Genomic DNA, 8181 nt, shown 5'->3' on the forward strand with positions numbered 1-8181 from the left:
CCACCACTGCCAATGCTCAAAAGGTCAAGTCTGTGGTCGATGCCCTGCGCATCTCTGGCCGCGACGACGTTCTCTAATCCATCTCAATCACAACCGAAAGCTCAACATGTCTGCTGAATTTGTCCTCGACGGCGTCGATGTCCGCACCCTTCCCAAGATCTCTCTGCACGATCACCTCGATGGCAGCCTGCGCCCCGCCACCATCATTGAATTGGCAGAAGCAGAAGGAATCGAGCTTCCTGTTCTCGATGCTGAGGGCCTGGGCCAGTGGTTTGCAGACCAGTCCAACTCAGGTTCTCTTGTTGAGTACTTGAAGACCTTTGACCTGACCTGTGCTGTGATGCAGACCCGTGAGGGACTCACTCGTGTAGCGCGCGAGTCGGTCATCGACCTCGCCAACGATGGTGTGATCTATGGCGAGCTGCGCTGGGCACCAGAACAGCACCTCACTAAGGGCCTGACTCTTGACCAGGTTGTGGAATACGTCCAAGAAGGAATTGAGCAGGGCATCGAAGATGCCGCTGCTCAGGGAAAGACCATCCGTATTGGTCAATTGGTGACCGCTATGCGTCACGCTGACCGCAGTCTCGAGATTGCTCAGCTGGCTGTTCGTCACCGTGACAACGGCGTTGTGGGCTTCGATATTGCTGGTGCTGAGTTGGGATTCCCTGCATCCCTTCACAAAGACGCCTTCGATTACCTCGCACGTGAATATTTCCCCGTCACCATTCACGCCGGTGAAGCAGATGGCATTTCCAGTATTGAAAGCGCACTCAGTGATGGCCACGCTCTACGTCTCGGCCACGGTGTTCGTTTGGCTGAAGACATCAGTATTGATGGCACAGATGAGAACGCCACCTTTGTCTCGCTGGGGCTTCTCTCACAGTGGGTGAAGGACCGTGGCATTGCGCTTGAGCTTTCCCCATCGTCCAATCTGCAAACCGGAGCTATTGCTGCGTGGGGAACAGACATGATGGACCACCCCTTTGATCTGCTCTATCAATTGGGTATGACGGTTACCGTCAACACCGACAACCGTTTGCAAAGCGGAACGTCGCTGTCGAAGGAACTGTGGCTCGTTGCTGATGCTTTTGCCTACACACTGGCTGACCTCGAAACGTTCCAGCAGAACGCTGCCGCGTCCGCGTTCCTTCCTTTGGAAGATCGCGAAGCACTTGCAGATGCGATTACGGACGGCTTCGTTGAAGCCGTTCAGCTTGCTCGCTAGCTAGATCTGCTCGAGGATCTTCGCCAGTAGAGTGCTGACGCGAGGCTCTGCCTGAGCGCCTGCCTCGAGCACTTCTCGGTGTGACAGGGGTGTGGATGAGATACCTGCTGCTTGATTAGTGATCAAGGAAAGCCCCAGCACTTCCATGCCTGCCTGGCGGGCTGCCATGGCTTCAAGCGCAATAGACATTCCCACCATGTCCGCACCCATGCCACGCAGCATCTGTACCTCTGCAGGCGTTTCATATTGAGGTCCGGGAACCTGAGCAAGGACCCCTTCACCCAGCGAGGGATCCACACTCTTGGCGAGCTGGCGCAGTGCTGGTGTGTAGACATTCGTCATGTCAATGAATGTCGCACCTTCAATAGGTGTGGTGCCTGTGAGATTGAGGTGATCTTTGATCAGCACGGGAGTTCCTGGTTGCCACGCTGGGCGAATTCCACCAGCGCCGTGGGTGAGGACCATAGTCTTCGCGCCCGCTGCTGACGCAGTGCGGACGCTATGCACGACGCGGCGCACAAAACCTGGAGCTCCACGACCTTCATAGAGATGAGTCCGTGCGCCAATAACGAGCAGGCGCTTGTTACTCGGCAGAATCACACTGCGAATCGTGCCGAGGTGGCCGGGGACTCCCGAAGCACTAAAGCCCGTGATTTCCTCAGCAGGGATTTCCTCGGTGGTCTTGCCAATCATGTCCACGACCGCACCCCAGCCAGAACCCAGGGTTAGCGCAATATCGTGGTGGCCTATGCCCGTGGCAACAGCAATCTCAAACGCAGCTTGCTTAGCTATTTCGGCAGGATCTTGGGAAGGGTCTTCCAGTGGGTTGAAACCCCACTCACCTGCGTTCGACATACGCCCAGCCTATTGCTCACGTAGTGCGAGAATAAGGTCATGGCTTTTGAGTTTGAACGCAAGCAGCGCATTGCAATTTTGGGTGGTGGCCCTGGTGGCTACGAAGCAGCACTGGCAGCAGCCCAGCTCGGAGCAGAAGTAACTCTGATTGAGCGTTCTGGTGTGGGTGGCTCTGCCGTGCTCACCGATGTTGTTCCCTCCAAGACCCTCATTGCGACAGCTGAATTCACCTCCACTCTGGGACGTTCTGACGAACTGGGTGTCCAGTTCTCCGTCAAGGGGGAAGACAATAAGCCACGCAAGCCTGAGATCACCATCAACATGGCGACCGTGAACAAGCGTCTGCTTGGCCTGGCCCACGATACGTCTGAAGATATGCAGAAGGCGCTGAAGAAGGCCGGCGTGAACTTCATTCCAGGCCATGGTCGACTCGACGGTGATCACGCTGTGATTGCCTCCACTGGTCCTGGTGGCACAGACTTTGACCGCATTGAAGCAGACACCATCATCGTCTCCGTCGGTGCAAGCCCACGAGTGTTAGAGACCGCTAAGCCAGATGGTGAGCGCATTCTCACCTGGACTCAGCTCTATAACCTCACCGAACTTCCTGAGCACATGATTGTGGTTGGTTCGGGTGTGACAGGTGCTGAGTTTGCTTCGGCATATTCTTCACTGGGTTCCAAGGTCACCCTGGTCTCCAGCCGCGACACCGTTCTTCCTGGTGAAGACGCGGATGCAGCCGCAGTACTGGAAGAAGTCTTCATCCGTCGTGGCATGACCGTGATGTCCAAAGCCCGCATGGAAAAGGTGGAGCGCACCACCAAGCGTGTTCAGGTGACCCTGGCAGACGGTCAAGTTATTGAAGGAAGCCACTGCCTCATTGCAGTGGGTTCTGTTCCCAACACAAAGGGTTTAGGCCTGGAAGAAGCAGGTGTGGAACTCGACGACGCCGGACGCATTGTGGTCAACCGAGTTGCGCGTTCCTCTGTACCCAACATCTATGGTGTGGGCGACTGCTCGGCGGCACTTCCTTTGGCTTCTGTGGCCATGATGCAGGGTCGCACCGCGGCCTTCCACGCCCTCGGTGACGCAGTAACCCCATTCGATGAACGCAACGTGGCAGCAAACATCTTCACTCAGCCTGAGGTTGCCTCAGTGGGCTGGAGCCAGGCAGAAATCGAAGCAGGCATCATCCGTGGAACAGTTTTCAAGCTTCCTTTGACTGCGAACCCTCGCGCCAAGATGCAGGGTATTCGTGACGGCTTTGTGAAGCTCATCACAACGACTACCTCGCGCACCGTCATCGGTGGCGTCATCGTGGCACCTCGTGCATCAGAGCTGATCTTCCCGCTCGCGCTCGCCGTTGAGCACCGCCTCACTGTCGATGACGTTGCCAAGAGCTTTGCTATCTACCCCTCCATTGCTGGAAGCATCGTGGATGCTGCTCGTGCGCTGCATGCAGTGGAGAAGAAGTAGAACACACACGCTTAAGAAAGAAGGCCCGCTGAATACTCAGCGGGCCTTTTTCGTGAAGAGTTCTCTCGAGCGAGTTATTCAGCGTCGTCGATGTTCAGCAGAACGTGACCGTTGGACACCGTCTGGCCAACCTCGGCATTGATGCCGGAGATGACGCCATCCTTGTGGGCTTCCACGGGCTGTTCCATCTTCATGGCTTCCAGAACCAAGATCAGATCGCCCTTGACAACCTTCTGGCCTTCTTCAACCGCAATCTTGACCACGGTTGCCTGCATGGGAGCCTTGACAGTTGCGCCACCGGCGCCGCCCACAGCGTGAGAAGCAACCTTGCGGACAGGAGCAGGGCCCTGTGTTGCGAGGTCTGCGTTGTTTGCGCGCAGGAGCTTTGCGGGCAGGGAAACTTCGATGCGACGGTCATCAACCTCAATAGTCACGTGCTGACGCTTCGCTAGTGACGGAGTTTCTTCTGCTTCACCACTCCAAGGCTCGATGTCGTTGACGAACTCGGTCTCAATCCAACGGGTATAGATGGTGAAGGGCTTGTCACCCTCAGGAGCGAACGCAGGGTCGCGGACAATCTTGCGGTGAAAAGGAAGCACGGTGGGAAGACCGGCAACCTCGAACTCATCTAGAGCACGGCGTGAACGCTCAAGAGCTTCTTCACGAGTAGCTCCGGTCACGATGAGCTTGGCCAACAGAGAGTCGAAGGAGCCAGAGATGACGTCCCCTGCGGTGACACCCGAGTCCACGCGAACACCAGGGCCACCTGGTGCACGGAAGACGTGCACGGGACCTGGTGCGGGGAGGAATCCACGGCCACCATCTTCACCGTTGATGCGGAATTCGAACGAGTGTCCGGTGACAACAGGGTCTGGATAATCCAGAACGCCACCTTCAGCGATACGGAACTGTTCGCGAACGAGGTCAATGCCGGTGACTTCTTCAGAGACAGGGTGCTCAACCTGTAGACGTGTGTTTACTTCGAGGAAGGAAACAGTGCCGTCCTTACCAATGAGGAATTCACAGGTTCCTGCGCCTAAGTAGCCAACCTCTTTAAGGATGGCCTTCGAGGCGCGGTAGAGCTCAGTGGTCTGTGCCTCTGTGAGGAACGGTGCAGGAGCTTCTTCAACGAGCTTCTGGTGGCGACGCTGCAGAGAGCAGTCACGAGTAGAAACCACAACCACGTTGCCGTGAGCGTCAGCGAGGCACTGGGTTTCCACGTGACGAGGCTCGTCCAAGTACTTCTCCACGAAGCATTCACCACGGCCGAAGGCTGCGATTGCTTCACGGGTTGCGGATTCAAAGAGTTCCGCTACTTCTTCACGGTTACGGGCAACCTTGAGGCCGCGGCCACCACCACCAAATGCTGCCTTGATGGCAACAGGCAGACCGTGGATGTCGACGAAGTCGAGAACTTCTTCAGCGCCAGATACCGGGTTGATGGTTCCGGGAGCAAGTGGTGCGCCCACCTTCTCGGCCACGTGACGGGCCGAAACCTTGTCACCGAGCTGTTCGATAGCTTCGGGGCTGGGGCCAATCCAGATCAGACCAGCTGCCTGCACCTTGCGAGCAAAGTCAGCGTTCTCAGCGAGGAAGCCATAACCGGGGTGAACCGCGTTAGCGCCTGACTTGCGGGCAACAGCGAGGATCTTGTCGATAACAAGATAGGTCTCGGCACTGGTGGTGCCGTTGAGGGCGTAAGCCTCGTCAGCAAGCTTCGCGTGGAGAGAGTTAATGTCTTGGTCGGCATAGACGGCGACGGAACCAATTCCGTAGTCACGTGCTGCACGAATGATGCGAACGGCGATCTCGCCACGGTTCGCAATGAGGACCTTTGTAATGCGGGACATAGTCCCCAGCCTAGTAAGCGGAGGGCCTGTTCAGTTGGGCATCTACGACAAAAAAGTCCGCGAGTCGTGAACGATGCCTACAACGACTATTTGTTCCAGAGTTCAGGCCAGAACACGTCTAACTGGCCTGCCATGCGGCGAAGTGCAGGAACAGAGACCCCGACCACGGTCGAGGGGTCTCCCTCGATGCGGTCAATAAAGGCGGCACCAAGCGAATCAATGGTGAAAGCACCGGCAACCTTGAGTGGTTCTCCTGAAGAAATATAGGCCTCGAGCTCAGCATCGGAGATATCTGAGGAGAACGTCACCTCAGCAACGGTGACCTCACCCACGGCAGAGTTCAGCTGCCCACCACGGTGGTCAATCATCCAGTGGCCTGAATACAACTGCCCGGTGCGACCGCGCTGCTTCTGCCAGCGCTCGAGTGCCACCTCGGGGGTGTGGGGCTTGCCATAGGTGACGCCATCGAGCACAAATGCAGAGTCACCACCGAGGACAAGTCCATCGATCTCTGAGTTCAGAACTGCTTCAGCTTTGGCCTGAGCGAGTAATTGCACCATCTCAGCCGGTGCTAATTCGCCGCCTGCAGCTGCCTCGGCAGCGGCAACAGCGGCGTCTTCATCGACCTCGCTGGGCACGACAACAGGCTCAATTCCCGAGCTGCGCAGGGTCGCCAAACGTGCGGGAGAGGTGGATGCGAGGTAGAAGCGCACGTGCACGCCTTTCAGATATGGAAAGCTCGAAGTATGGCTCAAGCAAAAACACAGCGAAATGCGTCCACCTCTCGAGGATCCGAGTTTGTGGGCACACTCTGTGAGCTCGACATTACCAATGTCGCTCACGGTGGTGTTTTTGTCGCCCGTCACGACGGTCGTGTCATCTTCGTTGCGGACACTCTTCCGGGCGAACGCGTCCTGGCTCGCATCACGGATGCGTCACAGAAAAGCTTCTGGCGTGCAGACACCGTTGAGGTATTGAAAGCTTCTCCCGATCGCCAAGAACACGTGTGGTCTGCCGCCAGTGTGACCCGTGATCCAGCTGAGCGCGCAGGTGGCGCAGAGTTTGGCCACATCAAGCTGGCCACCCAGCGCGAGCTCAAAGCATTCGTTCTCGAAGATTCTCTTTCCCGCATGGGCAAGATTGAACGCCGTGTCGAGGTCGAAGCCCTCGACGGCGACAACGAATCCAAGGGCACTGGCTGGCGCACGCGCGTGCGCTTGCACGTTGATGCCGACGGCAAGGTTGGCCCCTATGCTTCCCGCAGCCACAGTGTCATCGAAGTGGACGATCTGCCTTTGGCTGCCTCGCGCATTGCTGAGCTTGCTCCCTTTGGCCAGCGCATCCCTGGCATCGATTTCATTGACCTCGTTGGACCCAGCGGAGATTCTGCTCGTGCGATTGCCGGCAACATTGACAACGGCAAGAACAAGAAGCGTCCCGCTCCCGAACCCATCACTGAAATGGTGGGCAAGCGCGCATTCAAGGTGGACGTGCGCGGCTTCTGGCAGGTGCACCGTCACGCTGCGGCAACACTGTCTGATGCCGTGAGCTCGGTTATTGATGAGGCACTGTTTGACCCCCGTGCTGCAAACCACGACCTCTATGGCGGCGTGGGATTGTTCGCTGCTGCCGTGGGAGACCGCTTTGGTTCCACCACTCGGATGACCTCGGTTGAGTCCGACGAAATGGCGACCGAGTATGCGCTCGATAACTTGGCCGAGTGGGTCGGAGCACGTGCTGTCACCGCACGTGTTGACCGCTACCTTGCCAGTGTTCTGGGTGATCTCAACGCTGTGGAGAAGGCACGCTACGCCGCAGCGACAATCGTTCTCGACCCACCACGTGCAGGTGCAGGCAAGGACGTCGTGAACTCTCTTGCTGAGCTCTCTCCAGCGCAGCTGGTCTATGTGGCATGCGACCCTGTGGCGCTGTCGCGCGACGTGGCATTGTTTGCAGAGCGGGGCTACCAGCTGGAAGAACTGCGTGCGTTCGATCTCTTCCCGAACACGCACCACGTGGAAGCGGTTGCCCGCTTCGTCAGAAGCTAATTACTTCCCAAAATCCCAACCAAAGCGGCGTGAGCCACCCTTGATGTCTTCGCGGATACCTCGCTGAGACACCTGCCAGGCGCTCATTCCTGCGCCTTGAACTTCGTGCTCGATTGCTGACTCTTCAGCAATCTGCGCGTCGAGGATGGCGAGCACAGCAGCCTTCTCCTCAGGGGTGACACCCTGAGTGAGGAAGCGCACGTTCTCGATTGTCACAGTGGGATGTTTCCGTGCTTCTTGGGAGGCAGTGACGCACGCTTGCCACGCAAGGCACGCAGTGCTTTGGTCACGGCAACACGGGTCTGTGCTGGCTCAATCACGCCGTCCAGCTCTCCACGCTCTGCAGCGAGGAAGGGGCTGGCCACGTTGTAGGTGTATTCGTTGGCGAGCTTGGTGCGGACGGCGTTGACGTCTGCGCCTTCCTCTTCCGCCTTCTTGATCTCACCGCGGTACAGAATGTTGACGGCACCCTGACCACCCATCACAGCAATTTCTGCAGTAGGCCAGGCCAGGTTGATGTCAGCACCGAGCTGCTTGGAACCCATCACGATGTATGCGCCACCGTAAGCCTTGCGGGTGATCACGGTTACGAGGGGAACAGTTGCTTCCGAGTAGGCGTAGAGCAACTTGGCTCCACGACGAATCACACCAGCCCACTCCTGGTCAGTGCCGGGAAGGTATCCGGGAACGTCCACCAGGGTGAGGATGGGGATAGAGAACGCGT

8 protein-coding genes are annotated in these 8181 nt (G+C 57.5%); 3 read left to right on the forward strand and 5 right to left on the reverse strand.

Annotated elements, in window-relative coordinates; genetic code table 11:
* The first annotated feature begins 106 nt into the window (after positions 1 to 106).
* Positions 107 to 1228: an adenosine deaminase gene (locus tag Q0362_RS00460; RefSeq protein ID WP_298118534.1), complete on the forward strand. Its 1122-nt coding sequence runs from the start codon at positions 107 to 109 to the stop codon at positions 1226 to 1228.
* On the opposite strand, the gene Q0362_RS00465 is transcribed toward Q0362_RS00460, so the two are convergent.
* Positions 1229 to 2083 (reverse strand): purine-nucleoside phosphorylase, encoded by an 855-nt coding sequence (locus Q0362_RS00465; protein WP_298118537.1) that lies wholly within the window; start codon positions 2081 to 2083, stop codon positions 1229 to 1231.
* Positions 2084 to 2122: 39 nt separating this feature from the next.
* On the opposite strand from Q0362_RS00465, the gene Q0362_RS00470 reads away from it, so the two are divergent.
* The gene (locus tag Q0362_RS00470) at positions 2123 to 3559 is read left to right on the forward strand and encodes an NAD(P)H-quinone dehydrogenase (RefSeq protein ID WP_298118540.1); all 1437 of its coding nucleotides are present in this window, start codon (positions 2123 to 2125) and stop codon (positions 3557 to 3559) included.
* 74 nt (positions 3560 to 3633) lie between these two features.
* Here the strand turns inward: Q0362_RS00470 and Q0362_RS00475 are convergent, their stop codons facing one another.
* Both Q0362_RS00475 and Q0362_RS00480 read right to left on the reverse strand, forming a co-directional pair.
* Positions 3634 to 5409: a biotin carboxylase N-terminal domain-containing protein gene (locus Q0362_RS00475; protein WP_298118543.1), complete on the reverse strand. Its 1776-nt coding sequence runs from the start codon at positions 5407 to 5409 to the stop codon at positions 3634 to 3636.
* 86 nt (positions 5410 to 5495) lie between these two features.
* On the reverse strand, positions 5496 to 6122 hold the full coding sequence (locus Q0362_RS00480; RefSeq protein ID WP_298118545.1) for a nucleoside triphosphate pyrophosphatase: 627 nt from the start codon (positions 6120 to 6122) through the stop codon (positions 5496 to 5498).
* Between the two features lie 33 nt (positions 6123 to 6155).
* Between Q0362_RS00480 and Q0362_RS00485 the strand changes: the two genes are divergently transcribed.
* Complete coding sequence (locus Q0362_RS00485) at positions 6156 to 7457, forward strand: class I SAM-dependent RNA methyltransferase (RefSeq protein ID WP_298118546.1); 1302 nt, start codon at positions 6156 to 6158, stop codon at positions 7455 to 7457.
* Here the strand turns inward: Q0362_RS00485 and Q0362_RS00490 are convergent, their stop codons facing one another.
* Together Q0362_RS00490 and Q0362_RS00495 are read right to left on the reverse strand one after the other, a co-directional pair.
* On the reverse strand, positions 7458 to 7673 hold the full coding sequence (locus tag Q0362_RS00490; protein WP_280795500.1) for an acyl-CoA carboxylase subunit epsilon: 216 nt from the start codon (positions 7671 to 7673) through the stop codon (positions 7458 to 7460).
* Positions 7670 to 8181, reverse strand: a 512-nt coding sequence (locus tag Q0362_RS00495; RefSeq protein WP_298118553.1) for a carboxyl transferase domain-containing protein, incomplete at its 5' end; no start/stop codon positions are given. The genes Q0362_RS00490 and Q0362_RS00495, both read right to left, overlap by 4 nt.

Source organism: uncultured Aurantimicrobium sp. (assembly GCF_936931525.1).
Taxonomy (GTDB): Bacteria; Actinomycetota; Actinomycetes; order Actinomycetales; family Microbacteriaceae; genus Aurantimicrobium.